Source organism: Kiloniella sp. (assembly GCF_048259265.1).
Lineage (GTDB): Bacteria > Pseudomonadota > Alphaproteobacteria > Kiloniellales > Kiloniellaceae > Kiloniella.
The window spans coordinates 190,460-209,986 of sequence record NZ_JBLXHT010000002.1 but is presented as its reverse complement, the minus strand read 5'-3'; the positions used below and the strand labels follow the sequence as shown (position 1 = coordinate 209,986).

Below are 19,527 nucleotides of genomic sequence, written 5' to 3'. Positions count from 1 at the left end.
CCCACCCTTTGGGCATAAAGCCGCGAGATAAGAATACAAAGAAACAAAACAACTTTATTCTTAGATGACAGGGCAGCGGCATGCTGAAAACAATCACACAAAAACAATTAAACTTTTCGATTAAACAACAATTTATCAGGAGTCTATTGGCTGCCTCTATAATTGTTATGGGCATAGGTCCCTCGGTTGCAAATGGACTGGTGTCCCCAAATGACATGAAAAGAGGTTCGTTGTTATTGAAAACAACGGAAGCCGGTAAAATGGTCGAAGCCATTCAGCTTGCAACCAATGTAGAGATTGACATCAACGGCCCAATTGCCCGCACAAAAGTGACCCAACGCTTTAGAAACCCTTCTGATGGCTGGGTTGAAGGAACCTATGTTTTTCCCCTTCCCGAAACATCAGCTGTAGATGCACTCAAAATGCAAATCGGTGATCGTTTCATCGAAGGCATTATCAAGCCCAAAGAAGAGGCTCGCAAAATTTATGATGACGCTAAAAGAGAAGGCAAAAAAGCCAGTTTGGTTGAACAGTTACGCCCCAATCTCTTTACCAACTCAGTTGCAAATATAGGGCCGCAAGAAATCATCGTTGTACAGATTGAATATCAAGAAACGGTCAGGCAATCGAATGGTCTTTTCTCGCTCCGTTTCCCAATGGTTGCAGCCCCCCGTTACACCCCAAAGCCACGCATCGTCGAAAGTGTAAACTTTGAGAATAATGAACAGTGGGGATCAGTAAAAGATTCCCTTCCTGATCGTGAAGAGATAGCGTCTCCAGTTATAAATCCGGCAAGACAAGCACAAAGCAATCCGGTGTCCCTGAATGTCAGCCTAGCTTCCGGCTTCCCCATTGCTGAAATCAAAAGCCCGTTCCACGACATTATCACAGACTATAAATCCAAAGATCAGGTTGAAGTCTCTCTCAGTGATCAAGTTATCCCTGCAGATCGTGATTTTGAACTAAACTGGAAGGCTGAACCAAAGAAATCTCCAAGGGTTGCCCTATTTAAAGAAACAATTGGTCAAGATGACTATTTCCTTGCCTTTGTTACCCCTCCAAAATTGGCGCAACTTGCTCAGGATGAAATAACAACACCAGACAGGGAAGTTATCTTTGTAATTGATAACTCAGGCTCTATGGCTGGCCCTTCTATGAGACAGGCAAAGGAAAGCTTGCTTTTAGCTCTTGCAAAGTTGAGCGATCAGGATCGCTTTAACGTCATAAGATTTGATGACACCTACGAAGTCCTTTTCCCTTCAGCTCTTGAAGCCAATACTGGCAATCTTGATATCGCAAAAAAATTTGTCTCATCCCTCGAAGCTGATGGCGGGACAGAAATGTTACCTGCGCTGGAAGCCGCCTTAGAAGATCAAACCCCGCACGAAAAATCGGCTTTACGCCAGATTGTATTCTTGACGGATGGTGCCATTGGCAATGAAAAACAAATGTTTGATACCATTGTTAAAAAACGTGGTCGTTCCAGAATCTTTACCGTCGGTATCGGTTCTGCCCCCAACAGTCACTTTATGAACCGCGCATCCAGCTACGGCAAAGGAACCTTTACCCATATCGGATCAGAACAACAAGTCAGATCCCATATGAATGAACTATTTACAAAGCTTGAAACCCCAGTGTTAACCGATCTTCAGGCAAACTGGCCAGAAAGTAATCAACCCGAGAAAAACAATGTAGAAATGAGCCCACGTCAGCTCCCCGATCTCTACAGTGGTGAGCCCGTCGTTATCTTGGCTAAAGCCAATAATACGGTTCGATCAGTCAAAGACACACTGGATGTTTCTGGCCAGTTCTCAAACCAGCCTTGGACAATTAAATTACCGCTCTACAAAGCACAACAAGGCAATGGTATTGGCAAACTATGGGGCAGAAGAAAAATTTCAGAAATAGAAGGTCAGTACTTTCAGGCCAATAATTGGAATGTACTTGATCAGGACATACTCAAAACGGCTATGAAATATGGCCTAATCAGTAAAATGACGAGCCTTGTCGCTGTTGATATCACCCCGACGCGGCCAACTGGTACAGATTACAATAGTCAGAAAATAGCGTTAAACCTTCCTGCTGGGTGGGATTTTGAGAAAGTCTTTGGGCCTGATTACACTTCGGCTCCAGAACAACTCGAAGATGCCAGCATTTCATTCCTGCATGCCTTGGCTGCAAGTGATACACCCTTGGAAAACCCAGCCTCTGCAAAAGCCAAATCCATTCCCTTACCAGCAACAGCAACAACAGCGGAATTAAAAATCATTCTTGGTATTCTTCTGTTACTTGCAACGGTATTCTTTATGCTGGCCTCCCGTAAAATACTTCTAAATGGACAGCGTCCATAGCCATGAAAACCTCTAGTACTATAAAGCCTACCTTACAAATACGAAGCCCTGTTCAAAGGCCCCCCCAATATTTGGTAAGAGGAGTGAGAAAGCTCCTCTTACTCGCATTATTCATGGTTGGTTTTGCATTGCTCGGGGATGGTCTCTACATCAAATTAAAAGCCGTTCTAGCGCAACACTTGTTACAACAGGCATGGCAGGAAACCTTAACCACAAAGACACCACAAAAAGCATGGTCATGGGCCGATACCTACCCTGTCGCAGAAATCAGTCTCCCCAATCTAGCTATAGATCCCGTTATCGCCTTACGCGGCAGTAGTGGTGAAGCTTTGGCATTTGCCCCTGGACATCTAGAAAACACCGCCCGCCCCGGACAGCAAGGAACAGCTGTCTATGCAGCACACAGGGATACTCATTTTGCTTTTCTCGAAAACATAAAAGCGACTGACATCATCCTAGTGAAAGATCCTCAAGGACAAGATCATCTATATGAAGTGGACAATATCCGAATTACCAAATGGAACCAGTCAGGCATTAACAACCAAAACGCTTCGAAAAGAATAGCCTTGGTAACTTGTTGGCCCTTCAATGCACAGACACCCGGACCGCTACGATATATTGTCGAAGGCCATTTGATCAAAAGCCTTACATCCAGCTAACCGAACAATAGCTTTGCAAGAGAGTAAAAAACCTTGAGAGACTTAGTTTCGTTCCAGCCACGCCTGTAGAGTTTCATTCACCTTTTCAGGGAATTCGAAATTTGAAAGATGCCCACAGTCTTCCAACGTCAACAGTTCAGCATTGGGCGTCAGAGAGGTAATTTCTTCAGAACAATCCAAGGGGGTAATCAGGTCATCCCGGCCACAAATAACCTGCACCGGACATTTTATCTTTGGTAAAAGATCCAAATGGCTTTCACGATCCAGAATAGCGGTTTGCTGACGTACGAAAGCTTCTTGCCCAACCTCTTCGGCCATTTTGTATATTTCAGACGTCAAAGACACATCATCCATACGATTTGGATGAATAAGAAGTGGCATCAAGTGTGGCGTTACGCCTTTAAACTTTCCTCGCCCAGCTAATGAAAGTAAGCCACGCCTACGTCGTTTTTGCTCAGGACTATCCGCACGCGCTTTTGTATCAATCAACGCCAAGCGCTTCACCCGTTCTGGCGCAATTCGCATAATTTCGAGCGCAACATACCCCCCCATAGATAACCCGACGAGATTGAATTTACCACGCACCTGCTTCAAAGCATGTAGCGCCAGTTCGTTTATGGAACTTGCCTGAGTTAGATCAGATACTTCGCAAGGATACTTGTCTTTAAAAAAGTCCAACTGCGGCGCCCACAGTCGTTCGTTACACAACAAACCTGGTAGAAAAACCAGACGTTCTTTTTCTGTCATAAAATTAATCGTTTTCTTTGATTAGGCTGGATAATTTTTTAAATTCAGGCGTACCTGCTTTTTTCAGCATTTCAAACATTACCATCTCGCTCGAAACAACTTCAGCACCTGATCTGATCATACGATCCAACGCCAATTGTCGGTTCTCATTAGTACGCGAGCCAATAGCATCAGCCACAACAAAAACATCAAATCTGTCTGCCAGCAATTCTAAAACAGTCTGCTGCACACAGACATGTGCTTCAACACCCGTTACGATAACTTGACGTCGTCCCGTTTCTTTTAAGGCGGACATAAAAGGTGCACAGCCGGCAGAGCTGAAAGAAATCTTTTCAAACACATTTTTTTCTGTGTAAAAATCACGTAGCTGTTCAACTGTATGACCAAGCCCTCTTGGATATTGCTCGGTCACGAGAACGGGAACAGATAGCTCGGATGCCGTTTTCAAGACAAGCTCATTAGCTTTCAAGATAGCTTGGAGTTCAGGGATTGCCGGTGCCAATCTTTCTTGCACATCTATAACAACGACAACCGAATCTTCTGCAGACATCAACATCTTTAAAGTGCCTCTAGCAAGTTAAGTACCCCCTATTGACTTAAACATCACAGGGTAAAAATTAAACAATAATATCACTTTATACAGTTATTTGGTGATTTTCAGTATCTAAAACATAGTACAAATTGACTTTTTCAAAGCTTTCCGTATTATGCGCACGTCGCTTCTGGAAAGCATGCGTAAGTTTTTTACGTATTTCTGCTTTTTTTGACTAACGCTCAACCGTAACTAAGGAATACATGAGCTTTTCTGATCTTGGATTAAATCCAAAGCTCCTGCAGGCTGTCGAGGATGTTGGCTATACAACACCTACGCCCATTCAGGAACAAGCAATCCCCTACGTGTTAATGGGTCGTGATGTAATGGGCTGTGCTCAAACCGGGACAGGTAAAACTGCCTCGTTTACACTGCCTATGATCGAAATGCTGTCCAGTGGTCGGGCCCGCGCAAGAATGCCGCGTTCTTTGATCCTGACACCAACACGTGAACTTGCCCATCAGATTTCGGAAAATTTCGAAAGCTATGGAAAATACAGCAAGCTTAGCAAAGCTCTCCTTATCGGAGGCTCTTCCTTTGCGGAGCAAACAAAGCTCCTCGAACGCGGCGTTGACGTTCTGATTGCAACACCTGGCCGCCTTCTAGATCTTTTCGAGAGAGGCAAGATCATGCTTGTTGATACCAAACTGTTGGTTATCGACGAAGCAGACCGGATGTTGGATATGGGCTTCATTCCCGATGTGGAAAAAATTGTCTCTTTGCTTCCACCGCTAAGACAAACACTCTTTTTCTCTGCAACGATGGCCCCGGAAATCAGAAAGCTTTCTGATAAATTCCTCAGCAATCCTAAAGAAATCTCTGTGACGAAACAGGCATCAACTGCCGAAACTGTCGAGCAGACGATTATCAAGATTGATGGTGGTCCGAAAGAAAAACGAGAAGCTCTGCGTCAAATCATGGCTAGCGAAGGTGAAATTCAGTCTGCGATTTTATTCTGCAACAGAAAAAAAGACGTGGATATCCTGAATAAATCTTTGAATGTACACGGTTTTTCTGCTGCAGCTCTCCACGGTGACATGGTTCAATCATCCCGCATGGAGACATTGAGCGACTTTAAAGAAGGCAAAGTTAAGCTTTTGGTCTGTTCCGATGTTGCTGCACGTGGCTTAGATATTCCAGCTGTATCACACGTATTTAATTTTGATGTTCCCGTTAATCCTGAAGATTATGTTCACAGAATTGGTAGAACCGGACGCGCAGGACGTGAAGGTAAAGCATTCACAATTGCTACAATTGAAGATTACAAAGGGTTACGTAACGTGTTGACGACTATCAATAGCGGTATCCCCGTCGTTTCTCTTGAAGGCTTTGATAGTTGGACCGACGAAGAAGCTGCTTCTTTGAAGGGTCGTAGACGTCGTCGCCCAACAAAAGTAACCGCAAAAAGTAGTGATGCTAAAGAAACAAAGCCAAGCCGTCGTCGCAAGAAATTCGATGATGTTGCTGAGGATGTTTCAGCTGAAGCTACGGCAACAACAGCTGTAGACAGCGGTGCAGACGAAAAACGTAGTGCGAAAAAACCAGTACGAGCTACCCGCCGCAAAGCCAGACCTACCGCAGTTATTGGTGAGCGAGAACCTTCATCAGAGCCAAGTAATCCTACTAGCTCTTTTGGAGATCACACACCTGCTTTTATTCTTCGGGAAGCAAAGGTGGCGTAGAACGCTCACTCAAGTAAATTAAAAAAGGCGTTCATTTTGAACGCCTTTTTTAATTCCTGGGTCAGATCAAATGTTCCAAACTTTTAAACAATAAATATTGATGCCCAACAATAAAGTGGTATTCATTAAAAATAGCCCCTTCCTGCGTCGCTTCTACTCTTAGATCCGGTGCCCCAAGTTTAGAGCATCCGTATGAACAAAGATTCCGCCCTTCCTTTTGGCGTTCCCTACTCACTTTTTTATATCTTTGTTTTCATGACCATGAGCATTATCTTGGTGTTCTGGCCACTTTGGTTATCAGAAAGAGGCCTTAGTAAGTCAGAAATTGGAAATATACTTTCCATACCCCCATTCCTCATGGTGCTGGTTTCACCGGCCATCGCCTTTGTTTCAGAAAAAAGTGGCTATAGCAGAGCCGTACTCTTTGCAACGGCATTAATATCTTGCGGGTTCTTCTTTGCTTTTTATTTTGCTGAAGACTTTCATCTTTACCTCTTACTTCAAGCTGGTGCATCCTGTTGTTTTCTTTCGCTTATTCCTTTAGGGGACAGCCAAACACTTAAGGCAGTTCGACTTTATGATTTAAATTATGGACGGATAAGACTTTGGGGATCTCTTTCATTCATTGTCACAAGCTTTGGCGTTGGCTACCTTTTAGATACCATCGATATTAATTGGACGCTTTGGCTCATTTTATGCGCCCTTATTACTGTCGCATTCTTCAGTTTAATCCTGCCTCAGCTCCCTAAAGAGCAAGAAAAATCACAAGGAAACCCACGAATATTCCTCAGAAAACCAAGCTTCCTTTTCTTCATCCTAGGAGCAGGTATGATTATCGGCAGCCACGCTGCTTACTACGCTTTTGGCTCTCTCTACTTAACATCACTGGGGTACAGCAAAAGCCTAATTGGATTTATCTGGGCATTTGGGGTTATGGCCGAAGTCATCCTATTTGCATTCAGTAACAAGCTGTTTAAAAGTGCACGCTCTTTACATCTAATCATTATCGGAAGTATTGCCGGTATGATCAGATGGGGGACACTCGGTTTTAGTGACAGCATGATTTTAATCATAGGCATCCAAGTTTTACACGCCCTTACATTCGGCCTAACCCATCTGGGGTCCATGTCATTTATAACAAAGCATGCCCCCAAAGATGTCTCGGCTTCTGCGCAAAGTCTTTATTCTAGTATTGCTAATGGCTTGATGATGGGCCTATCAATTTTCGTCTCAGGCTTGCTGTTTGACATTGATCCCTCATATGCCTTTCTTGCTATGGTCGGCATGGCAGCAACTGGCGGAACAATTATATGGATAGTTACGAAGATTGTACCACCGAGCAGCGCCCTGCCGGCAAAAGAATATACGCATCAAGAACTATCTTGAACGGTAAAGAATTATTAGTATTTCTATAGTTACAATAAAGATGTTCTAATGGATTCTCTTAACGACAAGAGAGAGCCGCGTTTTGATGGAAACTAAATCCGTATCTGCTGTTAATTTTATGGATCATGATTATTGAAATTATCTCCGAAACATGTCTTTTCTATCGCGTCTCTTTTATTTATTTTTCCAGTAGTGAAAAATAGTACTGCAGCTGAGAATCAACCAGTCACGATGGCTTGCAGCTCTTTTCCTCCCTATAAAATAGAAAACCCAGGCACAGGCCCCAAAGGCATAGATGTCGATATAATGCTGGAAATTTTCTCTCTTGCAGGACGGAATGTTGAGTACACGTTTTACCCTTGGCAAAGAGCTTTAAAACTTGTGCAACAAGGGAAAGTTGATGGTCTCTGCGGCTGTTCTTATCACCCGGGCAGAGATAAAGATTTCCTTTTCTCAGATATTCTTGGTTACCACAGCCAAGGAGTGTTCTTGTCGGAAGATGTGACTTTACAAAAATTTGATTCAGTCCTCGACCTTAAAGGTCTCTCTGTTGCCAGTGTAAGAGGTTACACTGTGCACAAAGAACTTATAGACAATGATATCAATGCCTACGAAGCATCAGATGACAACGAACTATTAACTTTGCTAGAAAACAAGCGCGTTGACGCCGTTTATTCCTATAGGGATTCAGTATTATTTGCTTTAGCCAGTCGTGAGAAAAAAGGGCCTGTAACTTACAAAGAGTTCGTCAGTCATCCTTATTATTTTTGTTTTTCTAAGAAGTCAGAAAAGGTTCAAGGCATCATTAATGATGTAAACCGTGGCCTTCGTACGATTAGACATAACGGCACCTACGAAAAGATCAGAAAAAAATATCAATAAAAAAGGCCCCAATAACGGAGCCTTTATTCATTCCCACAAAAATTAGAGCTTACTTCGTGCCGTAAATACGATCTCCAGCATCTCCCAAACCTGGAACAATGTAGCCGTGCTCATTTAATTTTTGATCAACAGATGCTGTATAGACCGGCACGTCAGGGTGGCCTTTTTGGAACTCTGCAATTCCTTCTGGCGCCGCCAGCAAACATAGGAACTTGATATTCTTAGCACCATCTTTTTTAAGACGATCAATTGCAGCAACAGCCGTGTGCCCCGTTGCCAACATTGGATCGACAACAATAACTTCACGATCGGCCATATCCGTTGGCACTTTGTAGTAATACTCAATTGCCTCTAGCGTTTCGTGATCACGATATAGACCAACATGACCAACACGAGCAGAGGGCAAGAGATCCATCATGCCATCCAGAATACCGTTTCCTGCACGCAAGATTGAAATAAAACAAGGCTCCAAGTCGCGAAGAACTGGGCACATTGCACGCTCAACCGGTGTTTCCACTTCACGTTCGGTAAGCACGAGATCCCGTGTGACTTCATAAGCAAGCAAGTGAGAGATTTCTTTCAACAACCGACGAAAATCAGGGGTCGCAGTTTCTTTCGAACGCATTTGAGTAAGTTTTACCTGAACCAAAGGATGCTCAACAACGATTACATTTGCGCTCATATTCATAGCCTTTACGTCTGACTGTTTCATTCTCAACAAATTATTCTTGTTACTTACCCTTTTAAGCCCTTTATGTCGAGCCCTCTCTATCCGCCGAGCCCATTAGGAAATTAGGGGTATTATTGGATACCAAAAATGTGAGACTGAGAACTCGCCCCACTAAAGATGCATTTTAAATACGACAATTTGTCGCGATAAAACCAATCTCTTTTTTCTAACAGTCTGGCTTTGTTATATTTTCCAAGGATATAGCAGTAAGTTGATTAATTACTGAGCGTTACAAGATATATTGGAACTAAAAAAAACTGTTAAAAAGAGGTTGCAATTTCGTTTTTTTGAGCTATTTAAAAAATCGGACCTTTTTAGTCCGGTATGGAGAAAAGCTATGTTCCGCCTTACGAGGTTAACAGATTATGCAGTTGTCGTTCTTGGGCAGATGTCTTCGCAAAAAGAGCAGGTTGTAACAGCCCCTCAGATTGCTGAAGAAACAGGATTGCCCCTACCAACTGTTGCCAAAATTCTTGGTCTGCTTTCCCGGCAAGGCTTAATCACATCCCTTCGCGGTGCGGGCGGTGGCTACATCAACCATCAGGATGCGTCCTCTATTACTGTTGCAGATATCATTCAATCCATCGAAGGGCCTATTGCTTTAACGGCCTGTGTCGAAGGAGCCGTTGATAACTGTTCTGTAGAGACCATGTGCCCCATGCGCGGGAATTGGAACAAAGTAAATCAAGTTGTCGCAAACGCCCTTAAAACGGTGACACTCGCCGACATGATAGATTTTCAAGACAGTTTCATAATAGATAAACAAAAATCGGACGCGAGCTCAGCAGAGCTTACCTGATCAATTCAATAAAGTCCGATAGGAGAGTAAGAAAATGGCTGCCACACAAGAAACAGTCGAACAAGTCCAATCCCTTGAGATGGACAAATATAAATATGGTTTTGTAACAGATATTGAATCTGAAAAGGCCCCAAAGGGTTTAAGTGAAGATACTGTCCGTTTCATCTCTGCCAAGAAAAATGAGCCCGAATGGCTTTTGGAATGGCGCTTGAAAGCTTATCGCCTTTGGCTGACGATGCCTGAACCCAAATGGGGAAAGTTGGAAATACCTGAAATTGATTATCAGGATTCATATTACTATTCTTCCCCAAAAAGTATGGAAGACCGTCCGCAGAGTTTGGACGAAGTCGATCCAGAGCTTCTTCGCACATATGAAAAGCTTGGCATTCCGATTAAAGAGCAAGAAGTATTGGCGGGTGTGGCCGTTGATTACGTATTTGATTCTGTATCTGTTGCCACCACTTTCCGTGAACAGTTGAAAGAAGTTGGCGTTATCTTCTGTCCGATTTCCGAAGCAATTCAGGATTATCCGGAACTCGTCAAAAAATACCTTGGCTCTGTAGTTCCCGCTGGTGACAACAAGCATGCCTGCCTGAATTCTGCTGTCTTTACCGATGGTTCTTTTGTTTACATTCCCAAGGGCGTTCGTTGCCCGATGGAACTATCCACCTATTTCAGAATTAATGAACTGAACACAGGACAGTTTGAACGCACATTGATCGTTGCCGACGAAGGTTCTTACGTAAGTTATCTGGAAGGTTGTACAGCACCTCAACGTGACGAAAACCAACTTCATGCAGCTGTTGTTGAGCTGGTAACAATGGATGATGCTGAAATTAAATACTCCACTGTTCAAAACTGGTATCCCGGTGATGAAGACGGTAAAGGCGGTATTTACAACTTCGTGACCAAGCGCGGTATCTGTAAGGGTAAAAATTCTAAAATCAGCTGGACCCAAGTTGAAACAGGTTCAGCGATCACCTGGAAATATCCAAGCTGTATCCTGCAAGGAGACAATTCCGTCGGTGAATTTTATTCCGTTGCCATTACCAATGGACGTCAACAGGCTGATACCGGCACCAAAATGATCCACTTGGGTAAGAATACGACTTCACGGATTATCTCTAAGGGTATCTCAGCAGGTAAATCTCAAAATACCTATCGTGGCCTAGTACGTGTCGCAGCCAAAGCCGAAGGCGCACGTAACTTTACACAGTGTGATTCCCTTCTGGTCGGCGAGACCTGTGGGGCACATACCGTTCCCTATATCGAGAGTAAAAACCGATCGGCAAGACTGGAACACGAGGCAACAACCTCTAAAATCAGTGAAGACCAACTCTTTTACTGTCGTCAGCGCGGTATATCCGAAGAAGATGCCGTCGGTCTTGTTGTAAACGGTTTCTGCCGCGAAGTGCTTCAGGAATTGCCAATGGAGTTTGCTGTTGAAGCGCAACAGCTTGTCAAAATCAGTCTGGAAGGCAGCGTCGGATAACGAAGCGCCCTATTCCAATTAGACACATAGATAAAGAGAACAGAGTAAAAAGATGTTAGAAATTAAAAACCTTCACGCAGAAGTCGATGGAAAAGCCATTCTTAAGGGCATAGACCTGAATATCAATAAGGGCGAAGTACACGCAATCATGGGCCCGAACGGCTCAGGGAAATCAACGCTTGCGAACGTCCTTGCCGGTCGTGATGACTATGAAGTAACTGAGGGCGGCATTCTTTTTGACGGGAAAGATATCTCTGAACTGGAGCCTGAAGAGCGTGCTGGTGAAGGCATCTTTTTGGCGTTTCAGTATCCAGTCGAAATTCCCGGTGTCACCAACACAACATTCCTGAAAGAAGCGCTGAACGCCCAACGTCGTTATCGCGGCGAAGAAGAACTGGACGGTATGGAATTCGTTAAAATGATCCGTAGCAAGACCAAAGAACTTGGCATTAAGGATGACATGTTGAAACGTGCCGTTAATGTTGGCTTCTCTGGTGGTGAGAAAAAACGTAACGATATTCTGCAAATGGCCGTTCTGAACCCTAAGCTTGCCGTCTTAGATGAAACGGACTCCGGCCTCGATATCGATGCGCTTAAAGTCGTTGCTGAAGGTGTGAACAAACTACGTGCAGAAAACAATGCTATTTTGGTTATTACGCACTATCAGCGTCTTCTTAACTACATTGTGCCTGATCAGGTTCATGTGCTCTCTAATGGTAAAATTCGTCGTTCCGGCGGTAAAGAACTGGCACTTGAGCTGGAAGAAAAGGGTTATGCTGATTATTCTGGTGAGGCAGCCTAATGGTAACACTTCCATCCGATAAAGAGGCATTCATCGCCCACTACGACCAAAGTAAAGAACGTTTACCCGGTAGCAGTCTCGCATGGCTAAATGAAACGCGGGCGAAAAATATCGCGCTGTTCAGTGACATCGGATTACCGTCAGCAAAAACGGAGCTTTGGAAGTTCACCAGCCTTAATCCCCTAAAGAAACAGGCTTTCTCTGCGCCAGAAGCATCTGAATTGGCAGCCAACGACGAGTTACCAAGACTTATCGACAGTACATCGTCTGTTCGCCTTGTCTTTATCGACGGTAACTATTCCGAAGCTTTATCCGATAGTTCGCTGCCAACTGGTCTAACGATGGAAAGTCTGGCAACAGTACTAGAAAATGGGAACCGAGATCTCGATCAAGCACGCCTGACGCGTCCCCGTGCCGAAGAGCAACCTTTTGTTGCTTTGAACACTGCGCTTATGGCTGATGGGTATATCCTGTCCATTGCAAAGGATATTTCTTTAGAGAAGACAATCGAGATTCTTCATCTCGGCAGTAGCAAAGCTGAAAGCACGCATCACACCAGAAACATCATTTCTGTTGGGTCGGGTAGTAAGGCGACAATTATCGAACACAATGCGGACCACGGAGAAAACGTCTATTTCTCTAACGCTGCCACAGATATCAATGTTGATGAAAATGCGACGCTGCACCATTATCGTGTTCAGGAAAGTAACAAGTCTGCCTTTTTGATCTCTTCAACAGAAGTAGAAGTTGGCAAAGGCGCTACATACGATAGCTTCTTGCTGAACACAGGGGCACGGCTAGCTCGTTCAGAAATTAATGTTAGCCTGGCAGCAGAGAATTCCGCCTGTCATTTGAATGGCACCTATATGGGCACTGACGATCAGCATTGCGACATCACAACTCGTGTAGATCACAAGACGCCGCATACAACCTGTGACGAAGTTATCAAAGGTGTTTTGGCAGGAAATGCACGAGGCGTTTTTCAGGGCAAAATCATTGTTCATGAGCAAGCTCAAAAAACAGTGGGCAATCAATCTCACCGTGCCATGCTGCTTTCTGACCGTGCTGAAGTGGATGTTAAACCTGAATTAGAAATCTTTGCTGACGATGTGATCTGTAGCCACGGTTGCACATCCGGTCAGATCGATGAAGACGCATTGTTCTACCTGCGCTCACGCGGCCTTTCTCAGGAACAAGCACAATCTCTTCTCGTGAACGCTTTTCTGGCTGATGCCGTTGAAGCCGTTCAAAACGAAGATTTAAAGGACTTATTTTTAGTTAGAATAACTGATTGGCTAGAGAGAAATCCAAACAAACCAGCCTGATTAAAAGCAAGGGCATAAGGACATCACAATGAGCATAGGTACAGCACAAAACGTTGATCTGGAAACCATCAAAGCTGGCGACAATTCGTTGCAGGCATTTGATGTTCATCGCGTACGCGAAGATTTCCCTATCCTACAACGTGAAATCTATGGCCGCCCCCTCGTCTATCTGGACAGTGCTGCATCCGCACAAAAACCCCGTCAGGTTTTGGATCGAATGCAAGAGGCCTATGAAACTTACTATTCCAATGTTCATCGTGGTGTCCACAGCCTGAGCCAAGCCTGTACTGAAGCTTTTGAATCCGGACGTAATGCTGCCGCACGCTTTATTAATGCAGAAAGCCCTGACCAGTGTATCTTGACCAAAGGCGCTACAGAGGCAATTAACCTAGTCGCACAAAGCTATGGTAGGAATTTTCTGAAAGCCGGTGATGAGATCATCATTTCCCATATGGAGCATCATTCCAATATTGTTCCCTGGCAAATTCTCAGAGATCAAATTGGTATTGAAATCAAAGTTGTGCCAATTGACGGGGATGCAAATTTCCTGTTTGAGGAATATGAAAGCCTTTTCAGTTCAAAAACCAAACTTGTCGCCATTACCCATATCTCTAATGCTGTTGGTACCATCACCCCGATAAAAGACATCATCCGTGTTGCCCATGCTCATGGCGCAAAGGTTCTAGTTGATGGCTGTCAAGCTGCTCCGCATGCTCATATTGACGTGCAGGATCTCAATCCAGATTTTTACTGTTTCTCTGGACACAAGGTTTATGGCCCCAGTGGTGTTGGTATCCTTTACGGCAAAGCAGATCTTTTGAATTCAATGCCTCCCTATCAAGGTGGCGGCGAAATGATTGATCTCGTTACTTTTGAGAAAACAACTTACAAAGAAATTCCGCACCGCTTTGAAGCTGGCACCCCGGCGATTGTCGAAGCCATCGGCTTGGGTGCAGCGATTGAATATATAGAAGCCTTGGGCAAAGATAATATTGCGGCCCACGAAAACGGCATTCTAGCCTATGCAACAGAACGCCTCAGCAGAATACCCGGATTGAATATTATTGGCAGAGCGAAGGAAAAGGCCAGCATCCTGTCCTTTACCATGGAAGAAGCACATGCCCATGACATCGGTACAATCCTTGATCGCAGAGGTGTTGCCGTCAGGGCTGGTCATCACTGCGCCCAACCTCTGATGCAACGTTTTGATCTACCAGCAACGGCACGCGCTTCCTTTGGTATTTACAACACCCGCGAAGAAGTTGATGCGCTCGCTGATGCACTAGAAAAAGTACGGGAACTCTTTAGTTAATGTTTGATGATGGAAAAAACTTAAGCGATTTTCTTCCCAAAGCAGAAGAAGGCTTTAAGGCTACAGCAGGTCAGCCATTGGCAGACGGAACATCCTTTGCAGGCAAAGATGACATTATTGATGCCTTCCAAAGCGTTCACGACCCAGAGATCCCAGTGAACATCTATGACCTAGGCCTCATCTATGGGCATGAGATAGATGGAAAAGGTAATGTCAATGTCAGCATGACGTTAACGGCCCCAAACTGCCCGGTCGCAGGAGAACTTCCCATGCAGGTGGCCGAAGCTGTTGCCGCTGTGGAAGGTGTTGGGGAAGTAACTGTTATTCTGACTTGGTCGCCGCCTTGGAATCAAAATATGATGAGTGACGATGCCCAACTGGCGCTTGGCCTGTTTATGTAAGCTTTTCTCATATAACCTTTTTATCTGGGGCATTACCCCCATATAGTGATATAGTACGATCAGAAACTGGAAATTAAGAGACATAATTCGATGATGCCAAAACTCATCACCCTTACAGATGCTGCCGCAAATCGCGTCAAAACGCTTATGGACCAAAGCCAGGACGAAGCTGTTCTTGGCCTGCGCGTTGGTATCAGTACCAAGGGCTGTTCCGGTCTCAGTTATGTCGTGGAATACGCCAAAGAACAAAAGAAATTTGAAGATATTGTCGAAGACAAAGGCGTTAAAATCTTTATCGAACCAACTGCCGTCATGTATTTGATCGGTAGCGAGATGGACTTTGTTCAGGATAAATTCCAAAGCTCTTTTGTCTTTAACAATCCAAATGAAGAAGGACGTTGTGGTTGCGGTGAAAGTTTTCATGTTGCACCCGAAAGCAACAAAGCTGAATTAATCACCTGATTAGTCCCTCCTACCTGCACTCGGCACCTCAACCACCGTCGGACCTTTAACAAGAAACCCCAACTCAAACAATGCCTTATACATTTGACCCTGCCCCTGTTGTCACAGTCCCCGTTGTTGGGTCAGATCAATTATTTCCTGTCCGGCGTATTTTCTGTGTCGGCCGGAACTATGCCGAACATACAAAAGAAATGGGCGGAGATCCCGAAGTTGAAACCCCAATGTTCTTTATGAAACCGGGAGAGGCTCTCGTCGCAGAAGGCGGTTCATTTCCATATCCAAACGCAACAACAGATCTTCACCATGAAGTCGAACTTGTCGTCGCCCTAAAAAGTGGGGGCAGTAATATTTCACCAGAACAGGCCAAAGCACATATTTTTGGATATGCAACTGGCGTTGATTTGACCAGAAGAGATTTACAAAAAATTTGTAAAGACAAACGTCATCCATGGGACGTGGCAAAGGGCTTCGAAAATTCCGCCCCTTGTAGTGCAATTACACCTCTCACAGAAAATCTCGCACTCTCTGGATCCTCTTCAATTTCTCTATGTGTTAATAAAGAGGTACGGCAACACGCAACACTTGGGGATATGATCTGGTCAGTTGAAAACATTATCTATCACCTCAGCCGCCTGTTTGATCTACGTGCTGGTGATATTATCATGACGGGAACACCAGCTGGTGTTGGTGCAATCAAATCCGGTGATGAAATCACTTGCTCTATCGATGGCCTCTCGGACCTCTCCTTCAAGCTCACCTAAGACCTGTTGGCTAAACCTAAACCGCACCTCAAAAAAACTATTGATACCCTGCTATAGACAACAGCTTATCAATATCAACATTTTCTTCCATATGCTGCGCCAAGGCATCAAGAGTCATGTCGATCTCTTTTTCAAAGGATAAAGTGCTGGCTTCTCGTTTTTTAATGCGATTTAAAAAGGCGGCCCTATAGCTATCAGAAACAAAAAGACCGTGCAGATAACAACCCGATACCTGCCCCGTACTAAGCTGAACGCCCTCTTCCCTTTGATCGATAGAGAGCATCGGTAAAATGTTATCAGTTTGAGCTCCATCAACTTCGGTTACACCGACATGCATCTCATAACCCGTTATCATCTCTCCGCTAGAGATATCGCATCCTTTAACTTCCGTAAGTTTCTTGTCTCCGGTTAAAATAGTTGTCACAGGTAACAGCCCCAAACCCGGAACGGACGCAGCTTCCCCTTCGATACCTTCAGGGTCAGTAATCAAGGATCCCAACATCTGATAACCACCACAAATGCCGAGAACCTGGCCACCTCTTCGAACATGAGCCTGCAAATCAATATCCCAACCTTGCGCTCTGAAGAATTCCAGATCACCGATTGTTGCTTTTGATCCAGGTAAAATAACCAAATCTGTCTCAACAGGAATAACATCGCCGGGATGAATAAACGTCAGCTCGACACCCTCTTCCGCAATCAGAGGATCAAAATCATCAAAATTGGAAATACGTGAAATCAAGGGAACAGTAATGCGAATAGTATCTTTATCGCCAGAGCCATTGCCCATAGCGGAAGCACCAGATTGTACAGACACCGCATCTTCATCGGGTAATTTACGCGCGTCTTTAAAGTAAGGCACCACACCGAGCGAAGAAAAACCACTTTTTTCTTCGATAATACTTACACCGGTTTTGAAAAGACTGAGGTCGCCACGGAATTTATTTATAATAACCCCCTTAACCAGATCTTTTTCTTCTTTTTGTATAAGCGCACTGGTTCCAACAATGGATGCAATCACCCCACCACGATCAATATCACCAATAAGAATTACGGGCACTTGCGCAGCAATCGCAAAGCCCATATTGGCGATGTCACCAGATCTCAAGTTTACTTCCGCAGGACTGCCCGCGCCCTCAACTAGTATTATGTCTGCCTCAGCAGCAAGCCGTTGAAAGCTCTCTAGAACCGTTGGCATCAATTCATGACGACGCCCCCAATAGTTACCTGTATTGGTATTACCCCATATTTTCCCCTTTACAATAACCTGAGACCCCATATCTGTTTGAGGCTTGAGTAAAACAGGATTCATATCCGTCGTCGGCTCAACACGACAGGCCTTGGCCTGAAGCGCTTGTGCACGACCAATCTCCCCACCACAAAGTGTAACAGCAGCATTATTAGACATATTCTGGGGCTTAAAGGGACGTACCTTCAGACCACGATTGGATAAAGCTCGGGCAATCCCAGCAACCAAAAGGGACTTACCCACATCAGATCCCGTACCCTGAAACATGATTGCAACCGTCATAAAGCTTCCTGTTATTAAAATTGTCTGGAAGGGTTTACTTTTTTACAGAGATACACATGAAAAACTCCCCTTGAAACAAGAAAAACTTAACAAAGTAAAGATTACATAAAATTTTAATCTTATTAGGCACTAATAACTAAAAAATATACGTTTACTTTACAATTAATAAGTACAAATAAAATAGAAAGCATCTATTCTTTAGAATATAACAACTAATATTTTTCTTTACTATTTATTAATAGATGAATGACATTATGATTTCCAGTTTACGAGGAATAGGAGCCCTGAACATGCTTAACTTTACAAAAACTTTTCTTACTGACGAATCTGGTGCAACTGCTATTGAATACGGCTTGATTGCTGCGCTTGTTTCCGTTGCCGCAATTGCAACACTGGAAGCTTTGGGTACATCACTGAATACGATCTTTGGTGAAGCAAAATCTGCTTTGGACGATGCTGCTGGCAAGGTCTAATAATACCAACCTATTCATTCCCCCTTCCAATGAACAAAGGCTCCTTCTTAGGAGCCTTTGTTCATTTCGCTGCCAATAATCCAATTATGCCTTGGCATAATCTTCAATTTACGTTTGAAAACACTTCTTTTACAAAGCGTTTACCATATCCGCATAGAATGCACATATGATGGCACGCAAATTTATCCTGATACTCATAGCGTTAATGCTAAGTGGTGGTACCGCATTTTTAGCCAAATCCTGGCTAGATGCGAACAAACGACCTATTCAATCGGCGCAAACAGTCGCAGTCGCACCTCAAGAATCTGTTCAAATTTTAACCGCAAAAATAGACATCCCCCTTGGTAAGTTCATCAGTGAGGAAGATTTTATATGGCAGGACTGGCCCGAAGACTATGCGTCAGACTACCATTTGCTTAAAGATAACTTTAAAACAGAAGATCTCATTGGGCGCGTTGCGCGAAAAGAAATTTCCGCCGGAGAACCGATAAATATCAAAAAATTTGTTCGCCCCGGTGAGCGAGGTTTTCTTGCCGCCGTTTTAAAACCAGGACACAGAGCTTTATCAATTCCGATTTCTGATGCCACCGGAGTTAGTGGTTTGGTTTTTCCTGGAGATCGAGTTGATCTCATCGTCTCACTATCCATAAAAGACGACGAAGATAATTCCGGGACAACACGAAAAGCCAGTGAAACTGTTATGACCAATGTACGTGTTTTAGCACTTGGTGCAGCAATAAATACACCAGAAGGAAAGAACAGTATCAGTGCAAAAACCGTTACGGTAGAATTGAAACCCGACCAAGTAGAAATCGTAACCGTCGCAAAAATCCTCGGCACAATTTCATTGGCCTTACGTCCCCTCGCAAAAGATGAAGAAGAGTTGCAAGAAATGATTGAAACAGGAAACATTGCCGCGGATGAAAGCCCCGAAAAAGGCGATAGCTATACATGGGATTACGAAGCAACACAGGTATTAACAGGTAACACGGGGGGATCGACAGAAAGTTCACTTGTTATTTCCAGGGGTAATTCATCTGTTAAAGCTGGGGGTAACTAATGAATCTATATAAGGTTATCCTCTTATATATTGCTCAAGCTCTACTTATCGCTAGCTTGAGCACAGCACAAGCGCAGTCT

The 19,527-nt window shown here is 44.1% G+C and carries 19 protein-coding genes; 15 read left to right on the top strand and 4 right to left on the bottom strand.

Going from position 1 to position 19,527, the window contains the following annotated elements; translation table 11 throughout:
- The first annotated feature begins 146 nt into the window (after positions 1-146).
- Together ACN0QW_RS04155 and ACN0QW_RS04150 are read left to right on the top strand one after the other, a co-directional pair.
- A complete protein-coding gene (locus ACN0QW_RS04155; RefSeq protein ID WP_417429044.1) occupies positions 147-2,351 on the top strand; it encodes a marine proteobacterial sortase target protein in 2,205 nt (734 codons plus the stop codon).
- Positions 2,352-2,434: 83 nt separating this feature from the next.
- On the top strand, positions 2,435-3,010 hold the full coding sequence (locus ACN0QW_RS04150; RefSeq protein WP_417429042.1) for a class GN sortase: 576 nt from the start codon (positions 2,435-2,437) through the stop codon (positions 3,008-3,010).
- 42 nt (positions 3,011-3,052) lie between these two features.
- On the opposite strand, the gene ACN0QW_RS04145 is transcribed toward ACN0QW_RS04150, so the two are convergent.
- Both ACN0QW_RS04145 and ACN0QW_RS04140 read right to left on the bottom strand, forming a co-directional pair.
- A complete protein-coding gene (locus ACN0QW_RS04145) occupies positions 3,053-3,757 on the bottom strand; it encodes an alpha/beta fold hydrolase (RefSeq protein ID WP_417429040.1) in 705 nt (234 codons plus the stop codon).
- Between the two features lie 4 nt (positions 3,758-3,761).
- Positions 3,762-4,307, bottom strand: a complete 546-nt coding sequence (locus ACN0QW_RS04140; protein WP_417429038.1) for a hydrolase — start codon at positions 4,305-4,307, stop codon at positions 3,762-3,764.
- A 245-nt stretch (positions 4,308-4,552) separates the two neighbouring features.
- On the opposite strand from ACN0QW_RS04140, the gene ACN0QW_RS04135 reads away from it, so the two are divergent.
- From ACN0QW_RS04135 to ACN0QW_RS04125, 3 genes are all read left to right on the top strand, one after another.
- Positions 4,553-6,031, top strand: a complete 1,479-nt coding sequence (locus ACN0QW_RS04135; protein WP_417429036.1) for a DEAD/DEAH box helicase — start codon at positions 4,553-4,555, stop codon at positions 6,029-6,031.
- Between the two features lie 192 nt (positions 6,032-6,223).
- A complete protein-coding gene (locus ACN0QW_RS04130; protein WP_417429034.1) occupies positions 6,224-7,417 on the top strand; it encodes an MFS transporter in 1,194 nt (397 codons plus the stop codon).
- A 132-nt stretch (positions 7,418-7,549) separates the two neighbouring features.
- Positions 7,550-8,299 (top strand): substrate-binding periplasmic protein, encoded by a 750-nt coding sequence (locus tag ACN0QW_RS04125; RefSeq protein ID WP_417429032.1) that lies wholly within the window; start codon positions 7,550-7,552, stop codon positions 8,297-8,299.
- 49 nt (positions 8,300-8,348) lie between these two features.
- On the opposite strand, the gene upp is transcribed toward ACN0QW_RS04125, so the two are convergent.
- Positions 8,349-8,987, bottom strand: coding sequence for a uracil phosphoribosyltransferase (gene upp / locus ACN0QW_RS04120; protein WP_299379110.1), 639 nt, complete (start codon positions 8,985-8,987; stop codon positions 8,349-8,351).
- 379 nt (positions 8,988-9,366) lie between these two features.
- Between upp and ACN0QW_RS04115 the strand changes: the two genes are divergently transcribed.
- From ACN0QW_RS04115 to ACN0QW_RS04080, 8 genes are all read left to right on the top strand, one after another.
- Positions 9,367-9,828, top strand: a complete 462-nt coding sequence (locus ACN0QW_RS04115; RefSeq protein ID WP_299379108.1) for an SUF system Fe-S cluster assembly regulator — start codon at positions 9,367-9,369, stop codon at positions 9,826-9,828.
- Between the two features lie 34 nt (positions 9,829-9,862).
- Entirely contained in the window at positions 9,863-11,320 is a 1,458-nt protein-coding gene (gene sufB, locus ACN0QW_RS04110; protein ID WP_299379106.1) for a Fe-S cluster assembly protein SufB, read from the top strand.
- A gap of 52 nt (positions 11,321-11,372) precedes the next feature.
- Complete coding sequence (gene sufC / locus ACN0QW_RS04105) at positions 11,373-12,122, top strand: Fe-S cluster assembly ATPase SufC (protein WP_417429029.1); 750 nt, start codon at positions 11,373-11,375, stop codon at positions 12,120-12,122.
- Complete coding sequence (gene sufD, locus ACN0QW_RS04100; RefSeq protein ID WP_417429027.1) at positions 12,122-13,447, top strand: Fe-S cluster assembly protein SufD; 1,326 nt, start codon at positions 12,122-12,124, stop codon at positions 13,445-13,447. Before sufC ends, sufD begins: the two co-directional genes overlap by 1 nt.
- A gap of 28 nt (positions 13,448-13,475) precedes the next feature.
- Positions 13,476-14,759 carry an aminotransferase class V-fold PLP-dependent enzyme gene (locus tag ACN0QW_RS04095; RefSeq protein ID WP_299379101.1) on the top strand — a complete coding sequence of 428 codons (1,284 nt, stop codon included), beginning with the start codon at positions 13,476-13,478 and terminating at the stop codon, positions 14,757-14,759.
- Positions 14,759-15,160 (top strand): DUF59 domain-containing protein, encoded by a 402-nt coding sequence (locus ACN0QW_RS04090; protein WP_417429024.1) that lies wholly within the window; start codon positions 14,759-14,761, stop codon positions 15,158-15,160. Before ACN0QW_RS04095 ends, ACN0QW_RS04090 begins: the two co-directional genes overlap by 1 nt.
- A 90-nt stretch (positions 15,161-15,250) precedes the next feature.
- Complete coding sequence (locus ACN0QW_RS04085) at positions 15,251-15,622, top strand: HesB/IscA family protein (protein WP_085900335.1); 372 nt, start codon at positions 15,251-15,253, stop codon at positions 15,620-15,622.
- 71 nt (positions 15,623-15,693) lie between these two features.
- Positions 15,694-16,383, top strand: coding sequence for a fumarylacetoacetate hydrolase family protein (locus tag ACN0QW_RS04080; protein ID WP_417429022.1), 690 nt, complete (start codon positions 15,694-15,696; stop codon positions 16,381-16,383).
- Between the two features lie 37 nt (positions 16,384-16,420).
- Here ACN0QW_RS04080 and ACN0QW_RS04075 read toward each other — a convergent pair whose 3' ends face one another.
- Complete coding sequence (locus tag ACN0QW_RS04075; RefSeq protein ID WP_417429020.1) at positions 16,421-17,914, bottom strand: cobyric acid synthase; 1,494 nt, start codon at positions 17,912-17,914, stop codon at positions 16,421-16,423.
- A gap of 290 nt (positions 17,915-18,204) precedes the next feature.
- On the opposite strand from ACN0QW_RS04075, the gene ACN0QW_RS04070 reads away from it, so the two are divergent.
- Positions 18,205-18,387 (top strand): Flp family type IVb pilin, encoded by a 183-nt coding sequence (locus tag ACN0QW_RS04070; protein WP_417429018.1) that lies wholly within the window; start codon positions 18,205-18,207, stop codon positions 18,385-18,387.
- A gap of 166 nt (positions 18,388-18,553) precedes the next feature.
- A complete protein-coding gene (gene cpaB, locus ACN0QW_RS04065) occupies positions 18,554-19,447 on the top strand; it encodes a Flp pilus assembly protein CpaB (protein WP_417429016.1) in 894 nt (297 codons plus the stop codon).
- The last annotated feature ends 80 nt before the right edge of the window (positions 19,448-19,527 follow it).

Excerpts from the sequence above, each read along its gene's own strand:
- ACN0QW_RS04145 (WP_417429040.1), bottom strand. The coding sequence starts at position 3,757 with ATGACAGAAAAAGAACGTCTGGTTTTTCTACCAGGTTTGTTGTGTAAC.
- ACN0QW_RS04140 (WP_417429038.1), bottom strand. The coding sequence starts at position 4,307 with ATGTCTGCAGAAGATTCGGTTGTCGTTGTTATAGATGTGCAAGAAAGA.
- ACN0QW_RS04135 (WP_417429036.1), top strand. The coding sequence starts at position 4,553 with ATGAGCTTTTCTGATCTTGGATTAAATCCAAAGCTCCTGCAGGCTGTC.
- ACN0QW_RS04130 (WP_417429034.1), top strand. The coding sequence starts at position 6,224 with ATGAACAAAGATTCCGCCCTTCCTTTTGGCGTTCCCTACTCACTTTTT.
- upp (WP_299379110.1), bottom strand. The coding sequence starts at position 8,987 with ATGAATATGAGCGCAAATGTAATCGTTGTTGAGCATCCTTTGGTTCAG.
- ACN0QW_RS04115 (WP_299379108.1), top strand. The coding sequence starts at position 9,367 with ATGTTCCGCCTTACGAGGTTAACAGATTATGCAGTTGTCGTTCTTGGG.
- sufB (WP_299379106.1), top strand. The coding sequence starts at position 9,863 with ATGGCTGCCACACAAGAAACAGTCGAACAAGTCCAATCCCTTGAGATG.
- sufC (WP_417429029.1), top strand. The coding sequence starts at position 11,373 with ATGTTAGAAATTAAAAACCTTCACGCAGAAGTCGATGGAAAAGCCATT.
- sufD (WP_417429027.1), top strand. The coding sequence starts at position 12,122 with ATGGTAACACTTCCATCCGATAAAGAGGCATTCATCGCCCACTACGAC.
- ACN0QW_RS04095 (WP_299379101.1), top strand. The coding sequence starts at position 13,476 with ATGAGCATAGGTACAGCACAAAACGTTGATCTGGAAACCATCAAAGCT.
- ACN0QW_RS04090 (WP_417429024.1), top strand. The coding sequence starts at position 14,759 with ATGTTTGATGATGGAAAAAACTTAAGCGATTTTCTTCCCAAAGCAGAA.
- ACN0QW_RS04085 (WP_085900335.1), top strand. The coding sequence starts at position 15,251 with ATGATGCCAAAACTCATCACCCTTACAGATGCTGCCGCAAATCGCGTC.
- ACN0QW_RS04080 (WP_417429022.1), top strand. The coding sequence starts at position 15,694 with ATGCCTTATACATTTGACCCTGCCCCTGTTGTCACAGTCCCCGTTGTT.
- ACN0QW_RS04075 (WP_417429020.1), bottom strand. The coding sequence starts at position 17,914 with ATGACGGTTGCAATCATGTTTCAGGGTACGGGATCTGATGTGGGTAAG.
- ACN0QW_RS04070 (WP_417429018.1), top strand. The coding sequence starts at position 18,205 with ATGCTTAACTTTACAAAAACTTTTCTTACTGACGAATCTGGTGCAACT.
- cpaB (WP_417429016.1), top strand. The coding sequence starts at position 18,554 with ATGATGGCACGCAAATTTATCCTGATACTCATAGCGTTAATGCTAAGT.